This window comes from Pseudoxanthomonas putridarboris, from assembly GCF_038321125.1.
Taxonomy (GTDB): Bacteria; Pseudomonadota; Gammaproteobacteria; order Xanthomonadales; family Xanthomonadaceae; genus Pseudoxanthomonas_A; species Pseudoxanthomonas_A putridarboris.
The window spans coordinates 87515-111291 of the sequence record NZ_JBBWWT010000008.1 but is presented as its reverse complement, the minus strand read 5'-3'; the positions used below and the strand labels follow the sequence as shown (position 1 = coordinate 111291).

Sequence of the window (23777 nt, the reverse complement as noted above, 5' to 3'; positions counted from 1 at the left end):
CGCATCGTCGCGGCGACGTGGCCGCGATGCCTGCATGGCGGTGCGCGCGGAAGGTGTCGGGTTCATGCCGCCAGCAGCCAGTCGCGCAGCACCTGCGCGGTATCCCGTGGCAGTTCCATCGGCGGCAGGTGGCCGCAGCGCGCGAACACGTGCAGCCGCGCGTTCGGGATCCGCTCGTGCAGCAGCCGCGATTCCTCCGGCAGCGTCATGCGGTCGTCCTCGCCCACCGCCACCAGCGTGGGCTGGGTCAACGTGGGCAGCAACGGCTGCGAATCGGGGCGGTCGATGATCGCGCGCTGCTGGCGCAGGAAGGCCTCCAGGCCGACGCGCTGGGCCATCGCCATCACGTCCTCGCCGACCTCCGTGTCCACGCGGCTTTCATGCACCAGTTGCGGCAGCAGCTTGCGGGTGACGCCGGCGAAGCGGCCGGCCTCGGCCAGCGCCAGCCCGGCCAGCCGCACGGCCTTCCGCCTGGGCGGGTCCAGCCGCGCGCTGGTGTCCAGCAGGGCCAGTTTCAGCACCCGCTGCGGCGCCTGCCGCAGTATCTCGAACGCCACGTAGCCGCCCATCGACAGCCCGGCCAGCGCGAACGTCGGCGGCGCGGCGGCCAGTACGCGCGCGGCCATGCCGGCCACGCTGTCGTCGCGGGTGAGGTCCGGGTGATGCAGCTCCGCCACGTCGGCCAGCGCCTGCGCCGGGTCGCGCCACAACCGCGCGTCGCACAGCAGGCCGGGCAGCAACAGCAGGGGGATCCGCGACGTCGATGACATGCCGCCATTGTAGTGGGCGCGCGCCGGACCGGCCCGGCCGCGCGCCCGACGGTCCATCCCACCAGCGCAACACATGCGCCACACGCGCGCCGGCGTAGACTCGGCCTGCCTCCTCCGTCGTGGCTCCCATGCATGTCCTGATCACCGGCGGTACCGGCTTCATCGGCACCGCGCTCTGCGACCGCCTGCTGCAGGCCGGCCACGCGCTGACCGTGCTGACGCGCGATCCGGCGCGAGCACGTACGCGCCTGTCCGCCGTCCGCGCGATCGCCTCGCTGGACGAAGCCCGCGACGTGGAGGCGGTGGTCAACCTGGCCGGCGAACCGCTGACCGCGGGACGCTGGAATGCCGCGCGCAAGCAGGCCTTCCGCACCTCGCGCATCGGCACCACGCAGCAACTGGTGGCCTGGATGGCGCGCCAGCCGGTACGGCCGCGCGTGCTGGTCAGCGGCTCGGCGATCGGCTACTACGGCCCGCGCGACGACACTCCCCTGGACGAGTCCGCATCGCCCGGCGACGACTTCGCGGCGCAGTTGTGCCGCGACTGGGAAACCGAGGCGATCCACGCCGAGGCACTGGACGTGCGCACCTGCCGCGTGCGCACCGGCATCGTGCTGGCCGCCGACGGCGGCGCGCTGGCGAAGATGCTGCCACCATTCCGGTTGGGCGCCGGCGGGCCGATGGGCGACGGACGCCAGTGGATGAGCTGGATCCATCGCGACGACCTGGTGCGGCTGATCCAGTGGCTGCTGGACAGCGACCACGCCGGCGGCGCCTACAACGGCACCGCCCCGCAGCCGGCGACCAACCGCGACTTCGCCAGGTCGCTGGGCAAGGCGCTGCATCGCCCGGCCCTGCTGCCCACGCCGGCGCCCGTGTTGAAACTGGTGTTCGGCGAGATGGCGCAGTTGTTGCTGACCGGCCAGCGCGTGCTGCCGGCGCACGCGCTGGCGGAGGGCTTCGATTTCCGGTTCCCCACGCTGGATGCCGCGCTGCACGACCTGCTGCGGCGGCACTGACACGAACCATGCGGTCATGCCGCCGCTGAACGGGGAAACCCGTTCTTCATCGGATGCCCACGGGTCGATAACGCCTTCTCGCCGAGCATCGGATGCCTCGCAGCCCGCTGGAGGAATCCGTCCATGCCCGCCAAGAAGCGCGTCAACCCGCCGCAGACCCAGCGCCGCCAGCCCGGCCGGCAACCGCGCATGCGGCCGGAACCGGAAACCATCCGCGCCGGTTACCGCGGCAGCGAACGGCTGGCCGGCAAGGTGGCGCTGGTGACCGGCGGCGACAGCGGCATCGGCCGCGCGGTGGCGGTGCACTTCGCGCACGAGGGGGCGGACGTGGCCATCGCCTATCTGGAGGAAGACGACGATGCGCGCGAGACCCAGCGGCTGGTGGAAGCCACCGGCCAGCAATGCCTGCTGCTGCGCGGCAACCTGGCCACGCCGGCGCGCTGCCGGCAGGCGGTGGCGCGCACGGTGAAGCGGTTCGGCGCGCTGGACGTGCTGGTCAACAACCACGCGCAGCAGTATCCGGTGGACGAACCGGAAGAACTCACGCCGGCGCGCCTGCGACACACGTTCGAGACCAACCTGTTCTCGTTCTTCCACCTGATCGATGCAGCGCTGGAACACCTGCCCGACCGGACCGGCTGCATCGTCAACACCGGCTCGGTGACCGGCGTGCGCGGCCACGATACGCTGCTGGACTACGCCGCCACCAAGGGCGCGATCCACGCGATGACGTTCTCGCTGGCCAAGTCGCTGGCCGACCGCGGCATCCGCGTCAACGCGGTGGCGCCGGGACCGATCTGGACGCCGCTGATCCCCGCCTCGTTCACCCGCAAGCAGGTGGCCGAGTTCGGCTCGGACACGCTGATGAAGCGCCCCGGCCAGCCTTCGGAGGTGGCGCCGGCCTACGTCTTCCTCGCCAGCGACGACGCCCGCTACATCACCGGCCAGCTGATCCACGTCAACGGCGGCGGGCATATCTCGGCATGACGCAATGCATGGTGGAACAGGATCCGCTTGAGGACAGAGACTGACCTCGACATCGCTCTTCACCCGTCCGCCGCCGGCACGCCGGCGCTAGCATGCGCGCATGGACACAGCCGCCCTCAAACGCCACTGCCGCACCCTGCCCGGCGCCAGCGAAACGCTGCATGGAGAGCCCGCCAACATCCTGGTGTACGCGGTGGGCGGCAAGCGCTTCGCCCATTTCAAGACCAGCGAGCCGGAGCGCTGGCGCTTCAGCGTGAAGGTCACGCCGGAACGCTTCCTGGAACTGACCGACCAGCCCGGCATCAAGCCGGCGCGCTGGCTGGGCAACCACCGCTGGATCACCATCGTGGACGTGTCGGCCATGCCCTCGGACTACCTGCGCGAACTGGTGCGTTGGTCCTACCGGCACGCGCTGGACAAGCTGCCCAAGCGCCAGCAACGGGCCATCGCGGAAGGCGGCGATGCGGTGGACCGGGGCCATGGCAGATAACGCCATGCCCGTGTCGATCCAGCGCTTGCTGGTTCGTCGAAGAAAAGAACGGACTGCACCGGCACGCCGCCGGCGCGCGACCGTGTTGCCACCGCCCACTGGAGACCGCCATGAACGTCAATCCCTATCTTGTTTTCGACGGCGACTGCGAAGCCGCCTTCACCTTCTATGCCAAGGCCACCGGCGGCGAGTTGGGGCCGCTGATGCGCTTCGGCGAGTCGCCGGGCTGCGAGGACATGCCGGCCAGCCACAAGGACAAGATCATGCATACGTACGTGACGTTCGGGCAGACCGTGCTGATGGGATCGGACAACCACCCGGACTACCCCTACGAGGGCGTGAAGGGCTGCTCGGTGGCGCTGGCCGTGGGCAGCGTCGCCGAGGCCGAGCGCGTGTTCGCCGCGCTGTCGGAAGGCGGCCAAGTCACCATGCCGCTGGACCAGACGTTCTGGGCGGTGCGCTTCGGCATGCTGGTGGATCGTTTCGGCGTGCCGTGGATGGTCAATTGCGAGAAGGACGCATGACCTTGGCGGGATGCGGCGATGATCCGCTCCATCCCGCCGCACGGTGCACCGCAGCTTTCCCCGGCCGCGGCGCCGTGGTGTGATGCGCGCCATGCAGACGTCCGCCACCCACCGCGCGATCGACGCCGTCTGGCGCATCGAATCGGCCCGCCTGATCGCCGGCCTGGCGCGCATGGTGCGCGACGTGGGCCTGGCCGAGGAACTGGCGCAGGACGCGCTGGTCGCCGCACTGGAGACCTGGCCCGATGACGGCGTGCCCGACAATCCGGGGGCCTGGCTGATGACCACGGCCAAACGCCGCGCCATCGACCGGCTGCGCCGGCTGCAACTGCTGGAGCGCAAGCACGGGGAACTGGCGCACGAACTGGAAGACGTGCAGGACGACCGCCGTGCGCGCGAAGAGGAAGCGCTGGAACACGACATCGACGACGACCTGCTGCGGCTGGTGTTCGTGTCGTGCCATCCGGTGCTGTCGATGGAAGCGCGCGTGGCATTGACGCTGCGCCTGCTGTGCGGCCTGGCCACCGACGAGATCGCGCGCGCGTTCCTGGTGCCGGAGCCGACGGTGGCCCAGCGCATCGTGCGCGCCAAGCGCACGCTGTCCGAGGCGAAGGTGCCGTTCGAAGTGCCGCGCGGCGCCGAATTGCAGGAACGGCTGTCGTCGGTGCTGGGCGTGGTCTACCTGGTGTTCAACGAAGGCTACTCGGCCACCAGCGGCGACCACTGGACGCGCCCGGCCTTGTGCGAGGAAGCCTTGCGCCTGGGCCGCATGCTGGCGGCGCTGGCGCCGCGCGAGCCGGAAGTGCACGGCTTGGTCGCGCTGATGGAAATCCAGGCTTCGCGCCTGCATGCGCGCGTGGGCGAGGACGGCGAGCCGGTGCTGCTGCTGGAACAGGACCGCGCGCGCTGGGACCGTCTGCTGATCAACCGCGGCCTGGCCGCACTCGAGCGGGCGGAACAACTGGGCGGCGCGTTCGGCCCGTATGCCTTGCAGGCCGCCATCGCCGCCTGCCATGCCCGGGCGCGCAGCGCCGACGAAACCGACTGGCCGCGCATCGCCACGCTGTACGCCGCACTGGCGCGGGTGACGCCATCGCCGGTGGTGGAACTGAACCGCGCGGTGGCGGTGTCGATGGCGACCGGACCGGCCAGCGCATTGCCATTGGTGGACAAGCTGGGCGAAGAAGCGGCGTTGAAGCAGTACCACCTGCTGCCCAGCGTGCGCGGCGATCTGCTGTTCAAGCTGGGCAGGAAGGACGAAGCGCGCGCGGAGTTCGAGCGCGCCGCCGCGATGACGCGCAACGCGCGCGAGCAGGCATTGCTGCTGGGACGGGCGAAGGAGTGCCTTTCCTAGCGGACGACGCGCCGAAACAGCAAGACCGCGCCAGCGCAGGCAGCGCCCGCCGTCAGTGGTCGCCCAGAAAATCCCGCTTGCCCACCGGCACGCCGCTGTGGCGCAGGATGGCGTAGGCGGTGCTGACATGGAAATACAGGTTGGGCGTGGCGAAGCCCAGCAGGTAACCGCGTCCGTCGAACTTCAGCTCGCCGCGCGAGCGCGTCGGCAAGGTGATCGCACGCGTCTCGCTGCCGGCGAAGGCGGCTTCGTCGAACCTCCCCAGGTAGTCGATGACCCTGTCCAGCCGCGCGTACAGCTCGGCGAAGCTGGTTTCGTCGTCGTCGAACTTCGGCGACTCGACGCCGGCCAACCGCGCCGCGCCGAACTTGGCGGTGTCGGTGGCGTTCTGCACCTGGCGCAACAGCGGCAGCATGTCCGGGTACAGGCGCGTCTGCAGCAACACGCCGGCGTCGAAGCCGCGCTCCTGCGCATGGGCCTGTCCCTTTTCCAGCACATGCTTGAGGTTGCGCAGGGCACGGACGAAAACAGGAACGGAAGCCTGGTACATCGACAGGGATGGGCTCATGGGATTCACGGATGGGAAAGGTCGCGAGCATATCGCCGGTCCTCTCGTTTGATTAGTCGTCCATGCCGGGAGAGTGCATCCCGGAATCCATGCCGCATCTTCAAACGCGCGGCGCCATAGCGCGCGACGCCGTTACGGACGCTGAATCGCAGTCGTTCCATCCACGGGAAAGTGCGTCGCCATCCACGCCATTGGATGGCGTCCGCGTGCGCCCATCTTGTCCTCGCAACGATGGCTGCCCAGGCATTCCGCCAGGACCCGTCGCTGGAAACACCGCCACTCCCTCCCCCGCGCGGTGTGCCCTGCAGGAGTTCAACCGCAATGAACAAGAACAAGATATTGTCCCGTACCTTCGCCGCCATGTTGGTCGGCGCCGCCGCGTTCGGCGCACAGGCCGCCGACAAGGGTTTCTACGCCGGTGTCGGCGCGGGCCAGTCGCTGGTCGATGAAGGCAGTTACGACGATGAAGACACTGCGTTCTCCGTCTTCGGTGGCTACCAGTTCAATCGCTGGTTCGGCCTGGAAGGCGGCTATGCCGACCTGGGCAAGCTGGAATCCAAAGGCGAAGGCCGCAACCTGGAAGCCAGCTCGGTCTACCTGACCGCCGTCGGCACCGTGCCGTTCACCGAGAAGTTCTCCGGCTACGCCAAGGCCGGCTTCCAGCGCTGGGATCTGGACACCGCCCTGCCGGGCGTGACCGGCACCCGCGACGACAGCGGCACCGACCCGACCTATGGCGTGGGCCTGCAGTACCGGTTCAACGACAAGGTCGCACTGCGCGGCGAGTACAGCCGCTTCGAGATCGAGGATGCCGACCTGGATCTGGCGCAGTTGCAGGTCCGCTACGACTTCTGAGCCGCACGACGGAAACCGGACCCCAAGGCCGCCGGCAATCCCGGCGGCTTTTTTATGGGAAGAGATGCTGAATCTTCCGGGATGCCTTCCGTTCGCCCCTGCACCTCGGACTGCGTTAGCATCGTGCGCCCTGTCAGGCGACCTGCGCATGCCCCATTGGACCACCCTGATCCGCGACGTTCCCGACTTTCCGCAGCCGGGCATCCTGTTCAAGGACATCACGCCGGTGCTGGCCGATGCGCGCGGCCTTGCCGGCGCGATCGCCGACCTGGCGTTGCCGTGGCGCGATGCGGAGCTGGATGCGGTGGTGGGCGTTGAGGCGCGCGGTTTCATCCTGGGCGCCGCGCTGGCGCACGAACTGGGCGTGGGATTCGTGCCGGTCCGCAAGCCGGGCAAACTGCCGGCGCACACACTGGCGCTGGACTACGGGCTGGAATACGGCCGCGACCGGCTGGAGATCCATGCCGACGCATTGCCGCCCGATGCGCGGGTCATCGTGGTCGACGACGTGCTGGCCACCGGCGGCACGCTGAAGGCGGCCATCCACCTGGTCGAGCAACAGGGCGCACAGGTGGCGGGCGCCAGCGTGCTGGTCGAACTCGCGTTCCTCGAGGCCCGCGCCACCTGGCCGCACGCGGCGCCACTGCACGCATCGGCCGTTTTCTGACGCCCCGCCGCCACGGCTGCGCGCTGGACAGCCGGTTTACTCGGCTACCCGGGTGACGTAGGCGCCGGTGGCGATGACCTGGAAGGTGTCGTTGTCGATGCGCCGTACACGGCTGCCGTCTTCGAGCACATAGACCGGCGCATGATCGGGCGAGGATGCTGCCCCTGCACGGGATGCGGCGTCGGCCGCGTCGCGCGTCACCTGGATCCGGCAACGCCGGCCCGATTCATCCTGCGCGATGAAGGTATGCGTCGTCATCGTCTTCGCTCCCGGACCGGACACGGGCGCAGCGTACGCGCGGGCTTGTTAAGCGCGGCGAATGAAATCGTAAGCGGGCCGTATCGGCCGGGCCGCATCGTGGGGAAATGTCCACAGGCAGCCCGGCGCGCGCTTCCGCCCGCTGGCCTGGACGCAGGACGTGCCGGTGCTTCCCCGCCGGTTCGCCGGGGCATGCCGCTGACGATGTACCGCACGCCAGTGCAATCCCACGCCATTGCGCCGGGACAATCCTGCCGGCACGACAGCCATGTGTCGGCGCACGCAGGAGCAGCGCATGCCTTTCCACGACACCCCCGGCTATCCCGCCGGCCGTACCGCACTGCTGTTCATCGACCCCTACAACGACTTCCTGTCCGAAGGCGGCAAGCTCTGGCCGCTGGTATCGGAGGTCGCGCGCAGCGTGGACCTGCATGTACACCTGCGCAGGATTTCCCATGCCGTCCGCGAGGCGGGCCTGCCCGTCTTCATCGTGCCCCACCATCGCGCCGAACCCGACGACTTCCGTGGTTGGGACCATCCCACGCCGTACCAGCTGGGCGCCGCGCGCATGCAGCCGTTCGCGAAGGACAGCTGGGGCGGCGACTGGCATCCGGAATTCGCGCCGCAACCCGGCGACATCGTGGCGAAAGAGCACTGGGGCGCCAGCGGCTTCGCCAACACCGACCTGGATTACCTGCTCAAGCAGCACCACATCAGCCACCTGATCCTGGTCGGGCTGATCGCCAACACCTGCATCGAGACCACCGGCCGCGTCGCCGCGGAACTGGGCTACCACGTCACCCTCGTGCGCGATGCCACCGCGGCGATCAGCGCGGAGGCCATGCATGCCGCGCACGAGGTCAACGCGCCGACGTTCGCGCACCGCGTGCTGACCACGGCGCAACTGCTGCACGCGCTCTGTACGCCGTCATGAGGTTGTGACCCTCTTGTCCTCCTTTTCCCAAGAGGGCGCCGCCGGCATCATCGCCCGGGCCGGCCAATTTCCGCCAACCTCCGCATAACCATGCTGAAGCCGATGCTTCGCCTCGCGCTTGCCCGCGCCCATGCCGTCGGCGCCGCGCATCGGCGGGATGCCACGCGACGGTTCGTTGACGGGAATGGCACGGGCGCACAGGTGCGATGCGGCGCCCATCGCACTCCCTCTCACGATTCATCCATTGCTTTTGCGTTGCGCGCGGGTGCCTGCGGCGAGGAATGGAATTTGCGACCGCGTTGGCACCCGCCCTACCCCGGGTACTGGCTAGCATGACGTTCGCGGGCCGACGCCAGGCCCCGATTTCCCTGCAAGGAGCGCGCATGAACGCGAACGTGAACACCGGCCTGGCCGGCACCTGGCAACTGCTTCCCGAGCAGTGCGACTACCAGTTGGGGCGGCCGCCGCGCAGCGCCCGTTACCAGCTGGACTACGACATCGACGGCACGCTGTCGATCGCCTCGGAGTGGATCAGCGCCACCGGCAAGCGCTATCGCGCCGCGTTCAGCGGGCCCGCCGACGGCAAGCCCTATCCGTACCACAGCACGCCGCAGGTGGATGCGCTGAGCTTCCAGCCGGTGTCGCCCACGCAACTGCATTCGGCGACATGGCACGACGGCCACCAGGTGCAATGGTCCGAGCGCGAACTGGTCGACCCGGACACACTGGTGATCCGCATGCATGGCCACCTCAGCAACGGACGGCCCTACACCAACGTGGGCGTGTACCGCCGCCGGGCGGATTGAGGGCCGCCCCGCAGGGTAAGGGGTAAGGAGGGAAGTCGGCGGCTTCGCCGCCTGTAAACCAGAAGCGACAGCACTCGTCCCTGCCCTTTACAGGCGGCGAAGCCGCCGGCTTGCCAGTGCGCTCAGCGCACGACTTGCCGCTTCCAGCTAGCGGGCCTCCACCCGGAAGGGAAGATTGGCGTAGGCGGCATGGCCCTTGCCGTCGTGGACTTCCACGAACAGGCGATAGTTGCCCGGTGCTTCCGGCGCAGTGAAACGCAGGCCGCCCTTGCCGTCTTCGTCCATGCGCAGCGGCACCTGCGGCGGCACGTCTTCGCGATCGCCGCCGATGGTACTGGCGGTACTCTCGCGCAGCACCGTCCAGCGATAGCTCAGCGCATCGCCGTCGCTGTCCTCCGCGTCGGCCCGCGCTTCACAGGAAACGCCGGGCCGCAGGGTGACGCTGTCCAGCGCGACGCGGCCATCGAGCCGCAACGGACGGATCGACGGCGCGCGGTTGTCGGGCCAGCGGCCGGTCCACACGTACTGCATCGCATCCACCGCCGGCGTGGTTTCTCCACTGGGCAGGAACAGGCCGTACCAGGTGGGCGTGCGTTCCTGCTTGTCGCCCCACAGGAACACATATGAGCCCAGCCCCTGCTTCGTGTCGGCGGCGATCACCCGCTCGTAGCGCTCCTGCAACAGCTGCGCCTTGCGCGAGGCATCGTCCTCGATGGGCGCCTGCCACGTGGTCAGCGGGCTTTCCCAGTGCCCGGTGGGACCCCATTCGGTGACGATGTAGGGGCCGGTCCAGTCGCTGGCGCGCAGTTTCCCGGGCAACTCACCGATGTCGCCGTACAGCTGGATGCCGATCAGGTCCAGCGAACCGGCGCGCGTCTTCAGCAGGTCGATCAACTTCGCGTCGAAACCCGCCACCGTGGTCATCACCGGATGATTCGGATCGACCTGGTGGATCATGTCGGCGATCCGGCCCACCGCATCCCACACGGCGGGGTTGCTGTATTCCAGGTTCAGCTCGTTGCCCGCCACCCACATCAGCACGGCCGGGTGGTCCTTGTAGAGTTCCACCTCGGTGCGGATGCGCTGCAGCTGCTCCGCTACGGCATCGGCGTCGTCGTAATCGAAACCATGGCGCTCGTTGCCCACCGTGATGCCCATGGCGACCATCAGGCCATTGCGCCGCGCGCGATCCAGCATGGCCAGCACTTCCTCGCGGTCGGTGCCGGTGCTCCAGGTGCGGAAGGAATTGCCGCCGCGCGCGGCCAGTTCCTCCTGGTCGCCGTTCGCCAGTCCGGCACCCTTCACGTGGAACGGCTGGCCATCGACCAGGAGCCGGTAGCGGCCCTCCTCCTGCACGATGCGCACCTGCGCGGGTCCCTCGCCGGCCTTCGCGTGCTGCGCGGAAGCGATCATCGGAACGCACGACAACAGCGCGACCAACAGCACGGAACGAATGGACATGCGGGCTAGCCTCCGACCGGATGGAACACCAGGAAGCCGGCATGATGCCATGGTGGACGGCCTGCCCGGATTCACGCTGCGCGCATGGCGCTTGCGCACTTCATCCCGCATGTGCGGATGGATCAGGCGCGGTGGCGCGTCCGCGATGGATGTGCCAGGAAACGTCCCGCGCGCGTCAGCCGCTGGCGGCGCGCTTCCGCAGCGCCAGCCATGCGCCCAGCCACACCTGCAACGGCAGGGTCAGCAGGATGCCGGTGCTGAACCACCACGGCCAGCCATCGCCCAACTGCGCCACCGCCACCACGTCGATGACCAGCGCCAGCACGAAGAAGGCGATGGCATGCCCGCGTGGCGCGCCGGGCGCCAGCTTCACCGCGGTCCACGTGGCCGCCACGCCGGCCAGGAACACCCACAGCAGGTCCCACGCCAATCGCGGATCGCCGCCCGCCGGCCATCCCGATGCCTGCGCCAGCCACATGCCCGCCAGGTTGACGACCTGCACCACGACGAAGGCCAGCGCCAGCGCGAGCAGCGAGCGCAGCGCGAAGACGAGTTTGCGTTTCAGCGACATGGCGATTCCCGCGTGACCAGGCCAAGGCATCCATCGTGCCCGAATTCCCCTCGCAGGGCACCACGCCACCCGGAACGGATCACACGCGCTTCGTGCGTGCTCCGTGGTCGATGGCATCGACGATCAGGCGCTTCGGCGCCAGGGCCAGATAGCTGTCGGCCAGCCGTCGCGCGATCCCGTCCCAGTCGGTGCCGGCATCCAGCGCGACACCGGCGATGTCGGGCCACCAGACCGGCTTGAAGAACGGCCGCTGCCTGAAGACCATCGCCTCCCGTTGGCCTTGCGGCACGCGGAAGGTCAGCACCGCCAGCGGCCCGTTCGACCCCGCAGCCTTGGCGTAGGCCGGCGGCCAGCCCTGGTCGATCATCACCACGTGCGCCAGGTTGCGCTTCCCGATCATCCAGCGCGTGCCCGTCCACGCCGCTTCCTCGTAGACGCCGGGCAACGCCAGGCAGATCGCGCGCAGCTTCTCGACGAATTCCACCGGCACTGCGGTCCGCGATGCGGCCATCCGCACGATCTCCCGTGAATGCGAATTGCGCCCAATGATATGCGCCACGCTGCGTAGCCGGCGCATTCGTCCGATCCGTGGGCGCCCGCGCCGGATTGACCCGACACCGGCGCGGCGTCACCCTGTAGGCATGTGGAATCCGATCAGCGCCGCCGTCGCGGCATCGCCCGCCTCCCCTGCCCGCCCAGTCGCGTCGATACCGTCATCGCTCCCGGACTGGATGCGCGACTGGGCCGAGGTCGCCGTGCCGGTGGCCGAGGCGCTGGCCATCCTGCTGGCGGCCTGGCTGCTGCGGCGCCTGCTGCGCGGCGTGGTGCGGCGCGTATGCGACCGCTACCAATTGCCGGCCGAGGTGGCGATCAGCGCGCGCCGGCTGATCGGGGTGGTGATCTACGCCTCGGCCACGATGCTCGCGCTGGGCCGGCTGGGCGTGTCCAGCAGCGTGCTGTGGACGGCGCTGACGGGCTTCACCGCGGTGGCCGCCGTGGCGTTCTTCGCCGCGTGGAGCGTGCTGTCCAACATTTTCTGCAGCGTGCTGATCCTGACCACGCGCCCGTTCCGCGTGCACGACCACATCGAGGTACTGGAGAGCGGCGACAAGCCCGGCCTGCGCGGCCGCGTCATCGACATCAACCTGCTCTACACCACGTTGCTGGAAGAAGACGCCGCGCGCGGCGACACCGTGCTGCAGATTCCCAACAGCCAGTTCTTCCAGCGCACCACGCGCCGCTGGCGCAGCGGTTCTCCGTCCGCCGCCGCCGCACCGGAATGATCGGCGGCACCCGCGCTCACGGGCGCGACCCGCACGCCACCGATGGCGGCAGCCGGGCGGCCCCGGCGCGCGCGGTCCGGCGCGCCCACGCATACAGCAGCAACCCGCCCAGCGCGGTGGCCGCGCCGACGTAGCCGGTGGAGGTCCAGCCGTAGCCGGCGGTGATCGCCATGCCGCCCAGCCAGGGCCCGAGCGCGTTGGCGGTGTTGAATGCGGCGTGGTGCGAGGCGGCCGCCAGCGTCTGCGCATCGCCGGCTACGTCCATCAGGTGCGATTGCAGGATCGGTCCCAGCGCGCCCATCAGGCCAATGGCGACCGTCGCCAGCAGGATCGTCGGCAGCCCCTTCGCCATCAGCGGGAACAGCAGCAGCATCGCCAGCGCCCAGCCCAGCACCAGCGGCACGCCGCGCAGCTTGAAGCGGTCGAACAGCCAGCCGCCGGCGAAGTTGCCGATCACCCCGCCCACGCCGAACCCGGCCAATCCCAGCGGAATCCACGCCGGCGACACGCGCGTCACTTCCAGCATGGTCGGCGCGAGGTAACTGAAGACCGCGAACATGCCGGCGAACCCGATCGCGCCGATGCCCAGCGCCTGCCACACCGGCAGGCGGTGGAACGCACGCAGTTCGTCCCGCGGCTTCGGCTTCGGGCCGTCGATGCGCGCCGGCAGCCAGATGGCCAGCAAGACCACGGTGGCCAGCGCGATCAGCGCCACCGCCGCGAAGACCCAGCGCCAGTCCACGACCTGCCCCAGCCACGTCGCCAACGGATTGCCGATCAGGATCGCCAACGTCAATCCCAGCATGACCAGGCTGACGGCGCGCCCGCGCTTGTGCGGCGGACTGATCGCCACCGCCGTCAGCGCCGCCACGCCGAAGTACGCGCCGTGCGGCAGGCCGGCGATGAAGCGGAACAGCAACAGGCTGTGGTAGTCCGGTCCCAGCGCGCTGGCCAGGTTGCCCAGCGCGTAGAAGCCCATCAGCGCCAGCAGCAGCGTCTTGCGCTTCCAGCCCGCGCCGATGATCGCCAGCAGCGGCGCACCGACGACCACGCCCAGCGCATAGGCGCTGATCAGGTGGCCCACCTGCGGTTCGCTGACGCCCAGCGACACCACCATGTTGGGCATCAGCCCCATGCTGGCGAACTCGCTGGTGCCGATGGCGAATCCGCCCAGCGTCAGCGCGAACAGGATCAGCCCCACCTGGCGCGGCGTCAGGCCGGTGGCGGGGTCGGCAACCGCAGCGGGGGAAACGGGGGACATGGCGCATTATGCTGCAACGCAGCAGAACGGTCGATCCCGCCGCCGGAACGCTGCATTGAATGCGCTGCACCGACGAACGATCGGGCGCGATTCCCGGATAGGGAGACTCAAGGCAAAGGGGGCTGTCCGGGATCGGATCGTCGCGGCCACTTCGTCCGCGCCTCGTAGAGAAACGACAGGGCCACCAAGGCGGTGCCGAGCGTGCCGATGAACTGGAACCACGGATTCTCGAAAACCTTGTCGGCAAGATCGTCTTCCTGCAACTGCAGCCGCAGCAACCGGATCTCGGTGGCGATGGCATCGAGCTGACGGTTTTCCAGCGATGCCGCGGCCTCGGCATCCACCCTGGCTTTCGCATGCGCCATCCTGGCCCGCAGTTCGGCATCGGCGCGGTGCTCCGTCACGCCCACCACCAGGCTGGTCAGCAGCACCAACAGGAACCCGATCCCCCGCAGCAGGGGAGGCACATGATCCTTCATCCGTGCCGGCTCCCTCCGCTGCCATGGGTTGCCGGGATGCGCGGAACGATGCTCATGGAGACTGCGCGTTCGCCCGCTTGCCCAATTCGATCAGCATCCTGGAAGCGAGATACAGGCGCGGCGGGATGGAATCGATCTCGATGTACTCGTCCTTGGCGTGGTAACCCCAACCGGCGAGTCCGAGGCCCTCCAGGACGGCCGGATGCCCCGAGCGACCGGCGAAACCGGCATCGGTCCCGCCGTTGGTGGTCGGGTGCATGAGCAGGTTCCTGCCGTCGAGTTCGGCATAGATGCTCTTCGCGAGATCGGCCAGGGCCCTGCCCTTGTCTCCCGCCACGTAGATCGGGCGCTTGGGGTCGAGGGTCACGGTGGTCGTGGTATCGGGCACCACGCTGCTTTCCCGGACCTTGGCCTGCAGGGCGGCCAGCAGCCTGTCGTTCGCATCCGCTTCCGAAACGCGCACGTCGCCGCCGGCCTCCGCGCTTTCGGGGATCTGGTTGCGCACCGTGCCCGCGGACGCCGTGGTCCAGTTCAACTGGGCGCCCTCGACGCCTGTCGCGACATCGCGGGTTTGCAGGATCTGGTGCGCCAGTTCGACCAGTGCGTTGCGGCCCTGCTCGGGCGCGGCGCCGGCGTGCGCTGAGCGACCTTGCACCTTCATCCTGACTTCGGAAGTGCCCGCCGCGCTCAACAGCACGCCCTCGTCCTTGATGACCGCCTTGGCCGGGGACGGTTCGAACGACAACACGACATCGTGCTGTTCGCCGAGTGCGGCGATCGTCTCGCCCGATCCGGGCGAACCGATCTCCTCGTCCGGATTGAACAGCACGGTGATCCGGGCGTAGTCGTTCCAGCCCCTTTCCTTCAGCAGGGCCAACGCATGCAGGATGACCGCCACGCCGCCCTTGTCGTCGGCGATGCCCGGGCCGTACAGCAGGTTTCCCTCCTGGCGGTAGGGTTCGGTCTCGAGGATTCCCTTGTCGTACACCGTATCGGTGTGCGCGATCAGCATGATCCTGAGCGCGCCGCGGCCTTCGAGCACGCCCCTGACGATGTCCGGCCCGCCCGTCAGCGACGCGACACGGTCCACCTCCGCGTCGAGGTTCTTCAGGCGCCCTTCGAGGTACGTCGCCAGTTTCCCGAGTCCCTCGCGATCCGCCGAACCCGATTCGATGGTGACGAGCTCGCCTAGCGTGGCGACGACCGCGGGCTGCTCGGCGCGGGCGGCCTCCAGGAGGCGCTGGTCGGCTTCCGATGCGTGGGCCAGCACGCCGTATCCCGCGACGCCCAGCATGACGAGACCTGCAGACAGCGACTTGCTTGCGATACCCATGGTTCGACTCCTGCGACTGGAAGTGGCTGGACGATGGGACGATGTCAGAACCGGTATTCGAGGCCCATTCCCGGCCCCTGCATCGTCGTATCGAACTTGAATCCGCTCGACGTCTCGTAGTCCGTCGAAAGCCAGCGATAGCCCGCGACGACGGAGAGCCGCTCGTTGACGTCGTATCCCGCCAGCAGCATGACGTCCGTCGACAGATCGGACTCGCCCGCGCCGGCCAAGGCCCAGCCGCCCACGAACATCCGGTTGGAAAACGCGCGCCGGCCCTTGATGCCGACCTGCAGGTCGACCCACCGCTCCTGCTGGGAGCCGGAATATTGCTGCGGCACGGGCGGCGGCACGGGAACGGGAATGGAGTAGGCCAATCGCGTGCGCGCCGACCAGACGCGCACGCCCGCGACGAGATCCAGGTATCCGTCGTCGTTCTCGAGCCAGCCGTATTGGAACGCCACCAGGCCGGTCGCCGTGCGCGTCTTGAGCCTGACCGGCAAGGCCGCGCCGGCGACCGGCGCGTGGACCGTCGTGGAAAGCTTGGCCAGCATCCCGTCCGCGAGCATCCCGTACCTGCCCTTGCGTGCCTCGAACGTGCCCATCGCGCCGACGTCCAGGTTGTCCCAGACGTCGCCGAAACTCATGCTCGCATGCAGATCGATCGGCAATCGTGCGTGCGCGACGTTGCCGTCGATCGCGGAACCCCACAGGTACGGAGCGATGCGGAACGACCACGCTTCGTTGTCCGCGGCCTGCGCCCGTGCCGCGTGCGACAGCACTGCAAGGGCGACCAGCACCATCCCGCGCCACAAGGCCGACATGCCATCCCTCCCGATGGTTCAACGAACCACGATCCCAGTCGCCGCCCTCGGCCCCTGTCCAACCTCCCGGCGGCTTCCCGCGCACTTATACCAGCCCGCCGCCGGGCCTGCCATCCATCCGGAAGTGAAATCCACGGGTCGGCGTCATCATCCGTCCCGCAGTTCGCTCCGCAACGTCCGAACAGAGCGAACAAGAACATGCTCCGACCTCTATCTTGCTTGTCGAACACACCGCGCCAGTGGTGGCACCGATGCCGGCGACTCAGACGGACGCGCGTGCCCGGTCCTTCGCCGCCGCCGCGTCGCGGACCGGCGGGCGGCCGAACATCCGGCCGTACTCGCGGGTGAATTGCGGCACGCTCTCGTAGCCGACCGCGAACGCCGCGCTGCTCGCCGTCACGCCCTGCGACAGCATCAACCGCCGCGCTTCGATCAGGCGCAACTGCTTCTGGAACTGCAACGGCGACAGCGAAGTCACCGCGCGGAAGTGCTGGTGGAACGACGATGGGCTCATCCCGGCCACCGCGGCCAGCCGCTCGACCGGCAACGGATGCGCGAACTCGCTCCGCAGCACCGCCACGGCCCGCGCCACGCGTTGCGCGTTGCCGTTCGGCCAGCCCAGGCGCCGGATCGCCGGCCCGTGCCGGCCCGCCAGCAGCCAGTAATGCATCTCGCGCACGAGCTGCGCCTGCAATACCGGCACCGAGGCCGGCCGCTCCAGCAGGCGCATCAACCGCAACGCCGCATCGGCCACTTCGCCATCGGTCGGCTCCACCGTCACGGGCGCGTGGTCGGCCTCGGAGTGCGCTTCCATCTGCGTGGCCAGGTCGGCGATCACCGCCGGGTCCAGTTCCAGCACCAGCGAGAAGTACGGCGCGGCGGCGCTGGCGCCGGTGATCTGGCTGACCGTGGGTACATCGGCGGTGATCAGCAGCGAATCGCCCGCACGGAAGGCGAAGGCCTGCCTGCCCATCGCGACGTGCTTGCTGCCCTGCAGCACCAGGCAGGCCAGCGGGCGCGAGATCGCGTAGTCCAACCCGCTGGGCGCGGTGGCGCGCACGGTGGTGAGGCCGGCGATGGGAGTACGCGCCACGCCGGCGCTGTCGGCATGGGCGTCCGCATGGTGGCGGACGGCTTCGAGCAAGGAGGTCATGGGGAAAGCCTACTCCGGCGCCGCGGCCGCGCGGGGCCGTTCGCAGGATCAGGCAAGGAACGTCGAGATTCCAGCAACCGCGCGAATGGCTTGGGCACGAAAGTGGCGCCGTCCCATCCAGCACGCCCCAGGAGTCCGACCATGAACACCATCACCCTCGTCACCGGCGCCAGCCGCGGCCTTGGCCGCAACACCGCGCTGAGCATCGCCCGCCGCGGCGGCGACGTCGTCCTCACCTACCACAGTCGCGCCGAGGACGCGCAGGCCGTCGTCGCGGAGATCGAGGCGATGGGCCGCAAGGCCCTGGCCCTGCAACTCGACACCGGCCACGTGGCCAGCTTCCCCGCCTTCGCCGAGCGCCTGCGCGCGAGTCTGCGCCAGACCTGGCGACGCGATACCTTCGACCACCTGGTCAACAACGCCGGCCACGGCGACATGGCGCCGTTCGCCGATACCACCGAGGCGCAGTTCGATCATCTGGTCGACGTGCACTTCAAGGGCGTGTTCTTCCTGACCCAGGCGCTGCTGCCGGCGATCGCCGACGGTGGCCGCATCGTCAACCTGTCCAGCGGGCTGACCCGCGTGTCCTACCCCGGCTTCTCCGCCTATTCGGCGGTGAAGGGCGCGGTGGAAGTGCTGAGCGTCTACCTGGCCAGGGAACTGGGCAACCGCGGCATCGCGGTCAACACGGTGGCGCCCGGCGCGATCGAGACCGACTTCCTCGGCGGCGCCGTGCGCGACATGCCCGACCTCAACAAGGTCTTCGCCGACATGACCGCGCTGGGCCGCGTCGGCGTGCCGGACGACATCGGCCCGATGATCGCCAGCCTGCTGGCCCGGGACAACCGCTGGATCAACGCGCAGCGGATCGAGGTCTCCGGTGGCCAGGCGATCTGACCGGTCCGCCGGACGCCGCGGGCGGCCCCGGCAGGGTCGCCCGTTTCCTCTGCACGCGATGCAGTCGCGCGGACGGGATGCATCGCCTGTGCGATGCGTTCATCGCTGCGGGTGGGACTTGGTCTCCGACTTGTTCAGGACCTCGTGCACCTTCCGCCCTGCCCTTTCGTTCGTACAGGAAAACGGCTGCTCATGTTTCCTGCGCGACGAACCCCTTGAGCGCCGAGACACCGACGAATGCCCCCACCGCCGAGACGATGAACGAGAACACCTCCCCCACCCGCACGGGGAAGGATATCGGCAGTACGTTCACGCCCAGCACCGCCAGCCCGAGCACCATGACTCCCACCAGCATGGACATCAGGATGGCGATCAATCCGCGCCCGAATCGCCGGGACTGCTTGACGGTGGACGCCAGCCGGACGCCGCCGCCCAGCAGTCCGCCCAGCGCCGACGCGATGATGGTTCTCCAGGGCGGCGCATAGTCGATCGGCGCGGTGGCATTGGCCAAGCCCGGCATGGAGGCCGTTATCGTCGATGGACCGGTACCGTCGGACCGCAGCAGGGTCTCGGCATGGCCGGAACCGTCGAGCCTGAGCTGTGCGCTGGCCAGGTGCGCGGACGGATCCGCCTGCAAGGTCACCACCCGGTCCTTGGGATTCTCGATGCCCATGACGGCGACGCTTACCCGCGTGGTCTCGAGTCCATACCCCTGGATGGTCCGGCGGTCGAGCTTGAGGAACAGCGTGGGGTTGACCGTGAAACTGACCGGCACGCCGTCCGGGACGAATTGCGAGGCGACCCGCACGATGAAGGGCTCGATCGCATCCGCCGTGGCGATGTTTATCGTCGCGTACGGTGGACTCGTCCGTTCCAGGCTGACGTGCCCGGGCGATGCGACATCCTGTTCGAGCACCTGGAAGGTGAGCGGCGCGGAAAGTTCCTGGCTTCCTGGCTTGTCGACGGCGGCCACACCCACCCGCAGGTAACCGACGAAGGCGCCCGTCTGCGGCTGATATTTCAATGGCCCGCCCGTCATGACGTAGGGCTTGAAGTGGGCGACGCTCTGGTCCGCGCCGACGTCCCGGATGAGGTTCGGAAACACGGCGATGGCCGTGCCCGCGTTGCGCGGATCGGCTTGCAGCGCTTGCACGGCCCTCGATGCGACCTGCTCTTCGGGTTTGCTCAAGGCCACGCTGTAGAGTCCGGCCGGCAGCCGTTGCGCGCCGGATGGACGCGAGGGGACGGCACCGACCGGAACGCCGGCAGGCACCGCCACGCCCGGCACCTGCCGCCGGGCCGCCCCGATCGCCTGGCTCGGCCCGGCAACGTCGCGGTCCGTCGCAACGACACGCGTGCCTGCGATCGCATCGTGGTGCGTGGGAACCACCAGCTTGTCGACGGGGCGTTTCGCTATCACGTCCTGCAGCCTGCGCATTTCGCTGCTGCTCTGTGCACTGGCCGCATCGGCGAAGACGAGGCTCGCGGCCAGCAGGAACAACATCCCCGGATGCCGCACAACAGGCGCAACCCGAATATCCGTACGCATCGTCCTGACTCCGTCCTTCGGCGATCAAGCCACCCTCGGGATACCAACGCGATGCCGCTGAAGCATGGCCGGCAGCCCCAGCGGATGCACCTTCACGGTGTACGCCATCCTCGGGCTATCGGATCCAGGGCGTCGCGTGCCGTCTTGCTCTTGGTACAACGCCCAAGCCAAGCGAATTCGGACAAGGTAAATGCATGTAGCCGCGATGGACAGGCGCGCGTCGCGGCATGAGCGCATGCAAGCGCACTCTCCATTTTCTGCAGCAGACGGATCAGCTCGATCCGCCCGCGCGGTATTCGGCCACCACGTCGTCGGGACTCGGGTTGGCGCGGGCACGATGCCGCACGAACACGACCGGGATGCTGCCGTTCATCACCGCCATGACGCGATTGGCTTCCTCCTGCGAGCGCAGCGTGCTGAAGTCGGCGCTGCTCGCCCGCGCATAGGGGATGCCTTCCCGGTCCAGGTACTGCGCCAGCAGATCGGCGCGACGCGCCGCTTCGGAAGGACAGTTCGGCGGGGCAAAGATCACCACGTGGTAGCCCGATTGGCCATCCGGCAGCGGTATGTCCACGAAGCCGTGTCGGCTGTCGCCGCGCGCGGCCGGCGCGGCATTGCCGGACACCTTGTCCACGACCGCCTGCACGGCTTGCTTCGGCACGTATTCGCGCAATGCCAGCACCGCCACCGTGATGACCATGACGGCCATCCCCGCCTTCAGAACATTCATCCCTGTCTCCCCCTGGGCATGCGTCGCGGCCCATCGTCCGCGGGCACAATGTAGGTCCTGCGCCTGCCTTGCTTCAAGGACCCTCTCGCCATGAAACGCCCCGCCGTCCTGCTGCTGTGCCTGCTGGTTTCCGCTTCCGCCTCCACCCAGGCGCAGCCCAGGCCCGCCGATGCGCATGAGCGCGCCATCGCGGCGGGGTACAAGGCGCTGACGCTATGCAGCGGGTTGTTCAATGCCGGCCGCACGGCGGCGCAGGTGGAGGCGCTGGAACTGACCGGCATCTATCCCGAATACGACGCGCTGGTGCCGACGCTGCCCGCCGAAGTGGATACCGCACGCAAGCAGGTGGCGGTGCCGTTCGACGACGCGCTGCCGCCGCGCGTGGCGGCATGGCGGCCGAACCTGGGTTGCGCGCAGCTGCCGATCGGCGCCACGGCCGATGCGGTGGCCACACTGCCGCGCTTCGACGACGCCGCACCGGAACTGGACGGCAAGCCGTGGCCGCTGGGCGACAGGAACGCGACCGGCCGCCTGCGCGGCGACGCGCGCACCCTGGCACACAGCGTGGATGGCGCCTTCGACGGCACGCAGTACGGCGAGCGCCACCGCACCACCGCCGTGATCGTCGTGCAGCAGGGGCGCATCGTGCTGGAACGTTACCGCGAAGGCTTCGGCCCGCACGTCTCGCAACGTACCTGGTCGGTGGCCAAGAGCCTGGCCGGCACCCTGCTGGGCGTGGCGGCGGGGCAAGGCACGATGGACCCGGCGCAACCGGTGGCGCTGGCGGCATGGCGGGCGCCGGGCGACCCGCGTGCGGCCATCACCACCGACCAGCTGCTGCGCATGTCCAGCGGCCTGTACAGCAGCGCCTCCGGCAATCGCACCGATGCGCTGTACTTCGGCGGCGCGACGGTGGACCAGGATGCGGTGGCGGGACCGCTGCAGGCGCCTCCGGGCTCGATGTTCCGCTATGCCAACAACGACACCGTGCTGGCCGTGCGCGGGCTGCGCGAACGGATCGGCGACGACGCGCGAGCGTTGGCGTATCCGTTCACCCAGTTGCTGTGGAAGATCGGCATGACCCGCACGGTGCCGGAAACGGACTGGCGCGGGAACTACGTGCTGTCCAGCCAGGTGTGGAGCACGGCGCGCGACCTGGCGCGGTTGGGCCTGCTGTACCAGGACGATGGCGTGTTCCAGGGACAACGCCTGCTGCCGGAAGGCTGGGTGAAGCACGCCACGTCGCCGACCGGCCCCCAGCCGCCCAACGGCGACTTCGGCTACGGCGCCACGCTGTGGCTGCTCAACGGCTCGCCCGGCGTGCCCGCCGACGCCTTCGGAGCGTTCGGCAACCGCGGGCAGTACGTGATCGTCGTGCCCAGCCGCAAGCTCGTCATCGTCCGCCGCGGCGAAGACCCTGCCGGCACCCGTTTCGACATCGCCGCGTTCACCGCGGAGGTGGCGAAGGCGGTGGAGTGAAGGGACACGCATGCGGCGTGCGCGGCATACCCGTTCGATGAGGCGAACCCAAGTTAAGCTCTCATTCGCCAGGCGGGAGCCTGCCCATGGAAACGAAAATCAGAAAATATCGTGCCGTTCGCGGGTCGCCTGTGAGCGCTTGCGGTAATGGCCTTGGAAAGCATCGGCGACCTCCTCCAGCCGGTTATCGGCGAACCAGTCCAGAGCGCCGTACATGATAGCGGCCTTGCCGACTTCTGACGCTTCCAGCGCGGTGTCCACTCCACGTGGTCGAGTTACGGGATGATCTGTTCACGGGTAGACGGGAGCATGGCGGTGCTCCTTGATAGGTGATCCATCGTATGCAGCACCGTGTGTAGTCCACATTCGGATTTGATGCGCAATGAGAGGTAAGCCGTTTGCGTGGCTGGAGATCGCAGCAACAAGCGGGCCCTGCGCCCTGCCTTCGCATGATGTGCTACACGGGCTTGGAGGAGATGACATGTAGGCGGCTACCAAGCCCTCGTAATTAAGTGACGCACTTAACAGGAATGCATTTACCTAGGCGCTTCCTTGGCATACATGCGACAAAAAAGTGCTATGACTGTCTAGGCTCAACCGGGTCGTCGTCCCGCGATAGTGGGGCGTACTAACTAACAGCAGTATTACAGCACGCATAAGGAAATCGCATGAGTCAGCTAAAGCAAACTGTATCGATTGCCTCCCTCTGTCTCGCAACACTTTTCGCATCTCCATTCACGATGGCCGCAAATCCGATCGTTACTCCCCAAGTCACTTGCGGCAGCGCATCTTCACAGGTTCTACAAGGTGGTTTCGTCGTCAGCCTTACTTGCGATGGGAAGCGCATCAGCGGTATCGGCACGACCATGGATACGGCCACAAGCAATGCAAACGCCATCGCTTCCCTCCTCCAGTACGACGTCCGCTGTTCTTACTCTAGTTACAGCGGTGGACCAGGCGCATTCGTAGTCAGTTTCGGCTGCAGTAGACCCAACAGCGACGGAACCACCGGACGTTCCAGCCACGTAGGTGGTGTCGGAACGACATTGACGGATGCCGGGAACAACATCTTTGGTTTTGCCCAACTTTACGCGGCATCCAATGGCTATCGTTGTGATTCATCGGAAACGAAAGTCATTCCGGGCGGCTATATCACCAACTTCGGCTGCGGTTATCCCAGCACATCAGGCGGCACAGGGCGCGCCAGCACGATTGGCGGCATTGGCTCTACCGCAACCGATGCAGCCCAGAACACGCTCGGCTTCGCCGAACTTGGAGCATCCATCGACAGGAAGTGCTCCATTGTATCCGCCGGGATCGTTGGTGCCGCCTTTGAAGTGCGAGTCAGTTGTAGCGGTCGCTCAGTCACAGGATATGGCAGTACGCTTACGTCCGCTGGCAGGGATGCACTGCTGCAGGCGCAGTCTCTTTGAGACGACAATGCCGCAACCCGTCTTGCGGGTTGCGGATTGGTTGCGGAGGTTCTGTCAATACCAACGTATGAATCGAAGCCGACACTTTCACGCCT

At 68.2% G+C, this 23777-nt stretch carries 28 protein-coding genes; 13 read left to right on the top strand and 15 right to left on the bottom strand.

The genetic code is table 11. The annotated features are described in order from the left end of the window. Positions 1-62 precede the first annotated feature (62 nt). Entirely contained in the window at positions 63-770 is a 708-nt protein-coding gene (locus AAD027_RS15595; protein ID WP_341726949.1) for an alpha/beta fold hydrolase, read from the bottom strand. A 128-nt stretch (positions 771-898) separates the two neighbouring features. Between AAD027_RS15595 and AAD027_RS15590 the strand changes: the two genes are divergently transcribed. The 5 genes from AAD027_RS15590 (at position 899) to AAD027_RS15570 (ending at position 5144) form a co-directional block, all read left to right on the top strand. Beyond that, entirely contained in the window at positions 899-1789 is an 891-nt protein-coding gene (locus AAD027_RS15590) for a TIGR01777 family oxidoreductase (protein WP_341726948.1), read from the top strand. A gap of 123 nt (positions 1790-1912) precedes the next feature. Beyond that, complete coding sequence (locus AAD027_RS15585) at positions 1913-2776, top strand: SDR family oxidoreductase (protein ID WP_341726947.1); 864 nt, start codon at positions 1913-1915, stop codon at positions 2774-2776. 100 nt (positions 2777-2876) lie between these two features. Continuing rightward, positions 2877-3266, top strand: coding sequence for an MmcQ/YjbR family DNA-binding protein (locus tag AAD027_RS15580; RefSeq protein ID WP_341726946.1), 390 nt, complete (start codon positions 2877-2879; stop codon positions 3264-3266). Positions 3267-3376: 110 nt separating this feature from the next. Further along, positions 3377-3790 carry a VOC family protein gene (locus tag AAD027_RS15575; protein ID WP_341726945.1) on the top strand — a complete coding sequence of 138 codons (414 nt, stop codon included), beginning with the start codon at positions 3377-3379 and terminating at the stop codon, positions 3788-3790. A gap of 91 nt (positions 3791-3881) precedes the next feature. Continuing rightward, a complete protein-coding gene (locus tag AAD027_RS15570; protein WP_341726944.1) occupies positions 3882-5144 on the top strand; it encodes an RNA polymerase sigma factor in 1263 nt (420 codons plus the stop codon). A 52-nt stretch (positions 5145-5196) separates the two neighbouring features. Here AAD027_RS15570 and AAD027_RS15565 read toward each other — a convergent pair whose 3' ends face one another. Beyond that, positions 5197-5712, bottom strand: a complete 516-nt coding sequence (locus tag AAD027_RS15565; protein WP_341726943.1) for a DUF1993 domain-containing protein — start codon at positions 5710-5712, stop codon at positions 5197-5199. A gap of 321 nt (positions 5713-6033) precedes the next feature. Between AAD027_RS15565 and AAD027_RS15560 the strand changes: the two genes are divergently transcribed. Together AAD027_RS15560 and AAD027_RS15555 are read left to right on the top strand one after the other, a co-directional pair. Beyond that, complete coding sequence (locus AAD027_RS15560) at positions 6034-6567, top strand: outer membrane beta-barrel protein (protein WP_341726942.1); 534 nt, start codon at positions 6034-6036, stop codon at positions 6565-6567. 148 nt (positions 6568-6715) lie between these two features. Further along, positions 6716-7234 (top strand): adenine phosphoribosyltransferase, encoded by a 519-nt coding sequence (locus AAD027_RS15555; RefSeq protein WP_341726941.1) that lies wholly within the window; start codon positions 6716-6718, stop codon positions 7232-7234. A 36-nt stretch (positions 7235-7270) separates the two neighbouring features. Here the strand turns inward: AAD027_RS15555 and AAD027_RS15550 are convergent, their stop codons facing one another. Beyond that, the gene (locus AAD027_RS15550) at positions 7271-7492 is read right to left on the bottom strand and encodes a hypothetical protein (protein ID WP_341726940.1); all 222 of its coding nucleotides are present in this window, start codon (positions 7490-7492) and stop codon (positions 7271-7273) included. Between the two features lie 295 nt (positions 7493-7787). Here AAD027_RS15550 and AAD027_RS15545 point away from each other — a divergent pair, with 295 nt between their 5' ends. Further along, the gene (locus AAD027_RS15545) at positions 7788-8426 is read left to right on the top strand and encodes a cysteine hydrolase family protein (RefSeq protein ID WP_341726939.1); all 639 of its coding nucleotides are present in this window, start codon (positions 7788-7790) and stop codon (positions 8424-8426) included. Here the strand turns inward: AAD027_RS15545 and AAD027_RS15540 are convergent. After that, positions 8421-8645, bottom strand: coding sequence for a hypothetical protein (locus tag AAD027_RS15540; protein ID WP_341726938.1), 225 nt, complete (start codon positions 8643-8645; stop codon positions 8421-8423). The two genes, AAD027_RS15545 and AAD027_RS15540, sit on opposite strands and share 6 nt — an antisense overlap. A 164-nt stretch (positions 8646-8809) precedes the next feature. Here AAD027_RS15540 and AAD027_RS15535 point away from each other — a divergent pair, with 164 nt between their 5' ends. Next, on the top strand, positions 8810-9232 hold the full coding sequence (locus tag AAD027_RS15535; RefSeq protein ID WP_341726937.1) for a hypothetical protein: 423 nt from the start codon (positions 8810-8812) through the stop codon (positions 9230-9232). Between the two features lie 147 nt (positions 9233-9379). On the opposite strand, the gene AAD027_RS15530 is transcribed toward AAD027_RS15535, so the two are convergent. The 3 genes from AAD027_RS15530 to AAD027_RS15520 form a co-directional block, all read right to left on the bottom strand. Continuing rightward, positions 9380-10645 carry a glycoside hydrolase family 2 TIM barrel-domain containing protein gene (locus AAD027_RS15530; RefSeq protein WP_341726981.1) on the bottom strand — a complete coding sequence of 422 codons (1266 nt, stop codon included), beginning with the start codon at positions 10643-10645 and terminating at the stop codon, positions 9380-9382. A 223-nt stretch (positions 10646-10868) separates the two neighbouring features. After that, on the bottom strand, positions 10869-11264 hold the full coding sequence (locus AAD027_RS15525; RefSeq protein ID WP_341726936.1) for a hypothetical protein: 396 nt from the start codon (positions 11262-11264) through the stop codon (positions 10869-10871). A gap of 79 nt (positions 11265-11343) precedes the next feature. Then, positions 11344-11775 (bottom strand): hypothetical protein, encoded by a 432-nt coding sequence (locus AAD027_RS15520; RefSeq protein ID WP_341726935.1) that lies wholly within the window; start codon positions 11773-11775, stop codon positions 11344-11346. A 220-nt stretch (positions 11776-11995) separates the two neighbouring features. On the opposite strand from AAD027_RS15520, the gene AAD027_RS15515 reads away from it, so the two are divergent. Then, a complete protein-coding gene (locus AAD027_RS15515) occupies positions 11996-12547 on the top strand; it encodes a mechanosensitive ion channel domain-containing protein (RefSeq protein ID WP_341726934.1) in 552 nt (183 codons plus the stop codon). Between the two features lie 16 nt (positions 12548-12563). Here AAD027_RS15515 and AAD027_RS15510 read toward each other — a convergent pair whose 3' ends face one another. From AAD027_RS15510 to AAD027_RS15490, 5 genes are all read right to left on the bottom strand, one after another. Beyond that, positions 12564-13808: an MFS transporter gene (locus AAD027_RS15510; RefSeq protein WP_341726933.1), complete on the bottom strand. Its 1245-nt coding sequence runs from the start codon at positions 13806-13808 to the stop codon at positions 12564-12566. Between the two features lie 107 nt (positions 13809-13915). Continuing rightward, positions 13916-14287 carry a hypothetical protein gene (locus AAD027_RS15505; protein WP_341726932.1) on the bottom strand — a complete coding sequence of 124 codons (372 nt, stop codon included), beginning with the start codon at positions 14285-14287 and terminating at the stop codon, positions 13916-13918. 52 nt (positions 14288-14339) lie between these two features. Beyond that, positions 14340-15581: a glutamate carboxypeptidase gene (locus tag AAD027_RS15500; protein ID WP_341726931.1), complete on the bottom strand. Its 1242-nt coding sequence runs from the start codon at positions 15579-15581 to the stop codon at positions 14340-14342. 83 nt (positions 15582-15664) lie between these two features. Beyond that, positions 15665-16441: a hypothetical protein gene (locus tag AAD027_RS15495; protein WP_341726930.1), complete on the bottom strand. Its 777-nt coding sequence runs from the start codon at positions 16439-16441 to the stop codon at positions 15665-15667. Between the two features lie 262 nt (positions 16442-16703). After that, positions 16704-17594: an AraC family transcriptional regulator gene (locus AAD027_RS15490; protein WP_341726929.1), complete on the bottom strand. Its 891-nt coding sequence runs from the start codon at positions 17592-17594 to the stop codon at positions 16704-16706. A gap of 141 nt (positions 17595-17735) precedes the next feature. Here AAD027_RS15490 and AAD027_RS15485 point away from each other — a divergent pair, with 141 nt between their 5' ends. Beyond that, the gene (locus AAD027_RS15485; RefSeq protein ID WP_341726928.1) at positions 17736-18491 is read left to right on the top strand and encodes an SDR family NAD(P)-dependent oxidoreductase; all 756 of its coding nucleotides are present in this window, start codon (positions 17736-17738) and stop codon (positions 18489-18491) included. A 190-nt stretch (positions 18492-18681) separates the two neighbouring features. On the opposite strand, the gene AAD027_RS15480 is transcribed toward AAD027_RS15485, so the two are convergent. Both AAD027_RS15480 and AAD027_RS15475 read right to left on the bottom strand, forming a co-directional pair. Next, entirely contained in the window at positions 18682-19995 is a 1314-nt protein-coding gene (locus AAD027_RS15480; RefSeq protein WP_341726927.1) for a hypothetical protein, read from the bottom strand. A 316-nt stretch (positions 19996-20311) separates the two neighbouring features. Continuing rightward, positions 20312-20770 carry a hypothetical protein gene (locus tag AAD027_RS15475; protein ID WP_341726926.1) on the bottom strand — a complete coding sequence of 153 codons (459 nt, stop codon included), beginning with the start codon at positions 20768-20770 and terminating at the stop codon, positions 20312-20314. Positions 20771-20860: 90 nt separating this feature from the next. Between AAD027_RS15475 and AAD027_RS15470 the strand changes: the two genes are divergently transcribed. Continuing rightward, the gene (locus tag AAD027_RS15470) at positions 20861-22249 is read left to right on the top strand and encodes a serine hydrolase domain-containing protein (RefSeq protein ID WP_341726925.1); all 1389 of its coding nucleotides are present in this window, start codon (positions 20861-20863) and stop codon (positions 22247-22249) included. 99 nt (positions 22250-22348) lie between these two features. On the opposite strand, the gene AAD027_RS15465 is transcribed toward AAD027_RS15470, so the two are convergent. Beyond that, the gene (locus tag AAD027_RS15465; protein ID WP_341726924.1) at positions 22349-22510 is read right to left on the bottom strand and encodes a hypothetical protein; all 162 of its coding nucleotides are present in this window, start codon (positions 22508-22510) and stop codon (positions 22349-22351) included. A gap of 407 nt (positions 22511-22917) precedes the next feature. Here AAD027_RS15465 and AAD027_RS15460 point away from each other — a divergent pair, with 407 nt between their 5' ends. Further along, a complete protein-coding gene (locus AAD027_RS15460) occupies positions 22918-23682 on the top strand; it encodes a hypothetical protein (protein ID WP_341726923.1) in 765 nt (254 codons plus the stop codon). Positions 23683-23777 lie beyond the last annotated feature (95 nt).